The following is a 1,874-nucleotide window of genomic DNA, read 5'->3' as shown; positions in this document are numbered from 1 at the left end:
GTTCCGCAAGTGCAGATTTCAAAGGCCGATGCCAACCGCGGCGGCAAGTTTGCCGAAACTCTCGTCGGTCGTCAGAGATTTCCGAGCGCCGCGCCGACAGCCGTTGCGCCGAAGGCAGTCGAGAAAGTCCCTGCAACCATTGAGGTCGCTCCTCCGAAGACTGAGCTGGTGGAATCACGAACACTCGTAGCCGACGAAGAGAGTCTGATTGTCCATGGTCCGCTTGGGTCGATCCAGATGCCAAAGGCCACGGTCAGGATCCTTGCGCGCATGTCAGTGGGGGAGGGTGGTCTCTACGACACCGAGACGTTGCGGGAGATCGGCGACTTCCCAACCATCCGGTCCGTCAATGATCATTTCGCAATGATCAAGCCGCGGCTGCGCGCCATCGGCGTCGACTTGGTTTCTGCGGGTCGCGAGATGTTCCGTGTCCGTCGGCTCGGGGCGTGAGATGGCCGTATCCATCCTCATTGGCGACGTGCGCGATTGCCTTCGCTCGATGCCGTCGGCGCATTTCGATAGCGCCGTTACGAGCCCGCCTTATTGGGGTCTACGCGACTACGGCGTTGCCGGACAAATCGGCCTCGAGCCGACGCTTGCCGAGCACCTGGAAGTCATGGTCGATGTCTTTCGGGAGGTCTGGCGCGTTCTCAAGCCCCACGGGACACTTTGGCTCAACTACGGCGACTGTTACGCCACGACGCCGAACGGACGGGCCGCCGCGGACGTAACGGGCGACGATCGAGCTTTTCGAGACAAGCCGTTCTCGACCATTGGCGGCGTCTTAAAGCCGAAGGATCTTTGCATGATCCCGAACCGGCTTGCGATCGCGCTGCAGGAAGACGGCTGGTGGGTCCGTTCTGAGATCATCTGGCATAAGCCGAATCCGATGCCGGAATCGGTCTATGACCGTCCGACATCCGCCCACGAGAAGATTTGGCTTCTCACCAAGGGTGAAGAGTATTTCTATAATCATGCGGCAATTCGCGAGCCCGTAACCGGTGGCGCCCACGCGCGTGCGGCCGGGCCGAACAGCCGGCAGAACGTTGACCGCGTTCCCGTGTCTCGGAAGGGCACACGGGGGCGTGAGACCTACGGGCGTCACACGCTCGGGGATGCATTGCCTGAAGCCGAGCGCCGCTCAGGGGTAAGCCCAAAGTCGAAGGGCAGGGGCGAAAGCCTGATCAAAGCAAACGAGCGGTTTCACGCGTCCACGACGCAGCTCGTAGAAACGCGCAACGCCAGAAACGTCTGGACTATCGCGCCGAAAGCCTTCCGGGACGCACATTTCGCGACATTCCCGCCAGCGCTCGCGGAACGTTGCATAAAAGCTGGCACGCCGTCGACGACATGCGCGGCGTGTGGCGCTGTCGATAGCTGTGGTGGCATTTGTGAGGTCTTCGGGCGGTCTCCAGGCCGTGTTCTAGATCCGTTTGGAGGGGCGGGAACCGTCGGGCTGGTGGCGCAGCAACTTGGTCTGGACGCCACGTTGATAGAACTGAACCCCGGGTATGCCGAAATTGCCCGGCGAAGGATTTTCGGTGAGCTGCCGATTGCCTGCGAGGATGTGGCATGAGCCCGATCGACATCTTCGACGAATACCAGATCGAGTTCGAAAGCTGGTGCCAGAGCATCAAGCCTATCCCGGTCTTGGACAACGACCAATCGAAGTCCGAAGACACGAAAGGTTCTGAGTGATGGCGGGAGAACAGAGACGTTCTGCCCGTGAAGAACTCGGGTTACCTGAGCCGCGTCCGATGCCGGCGAACGTGGACGTCGAGCAGGCCGTCCTCGGATCGCTCTTGCTCAACAACGATTGCTTTGCGCGGTGCGCTGACATTCTCACGCCGGAGTGCTTCTTCGAGGATCTGCAT

General features: G+C 60.7%; 4 protein-coding genes. All 4 read left to right on the top strand.

Translation table 11 applies throughout. The features are described from left to right. The coding region (locus AC1DT3_RS19635) for a hypothetical protein (RefSeq protein WP_477466893.1) at positions 1-450 on the top strand (450 nt) is incomplete at its 5' end. Between the two features lies 1 nt (position 451). Then, positions 452-1,576, top strand: a complete 1,125-nt coding sequence (locus AC1DT3_RS19630) for a DNA-methyltransferase (protein WP_477466892.1) — start codon at positions 452-454, stop codon at positions 1,574-1,576. Then, positions 1,573-1,698, top strand: coding sequence for a hypothetical protein (locus AC1DT3_RS19625; RefSeq protein ID WP_477466891.1), 126 nt, complete (start codon positions 1,573-1,575; stop codon positions 1,696-1,698). Before AC1DT3_RS19630 ends, AC1DT3_RS19625 begins: the two co-directional genes overlap by 4 nt. Further along, positions 1,698-1,874 (top strand): DnaB-like helicase N-terminal domain-containing protein (locus AC1DT3_RS19620; protein WP_477466894.1); only part of this gene is annotated, 177 nt, incomplete at its 3' end. The genes AC1DT3_RS19625 and AC1DT3_RS19620, both read left to right, overlap by 1 nt.

This window comes from Microvirga sp. P4_G7, from assembly GCF_056401005.1.
Note: the sequence above shows the minus strand (reverse complement) of the source record. Positions and strands in the feature narration are given on the sequence as shown.

Coding starts and splice junctions, on each gene's coding strand:
- AC1DT3_RS19630 (WP_477466892.1), top strand. CDS start 452: ATGGCCGTATCCATCCTCATTGGCGACGTGCGCGATTGCCTTCGCTCG.
- AC1DT3_RS19625 (WP_477466891.1), top strand. CDS start 1,573: ATGAGCCCGATCGACATCTTCGACGAATACCAGATCGAGTTCGAAAGC.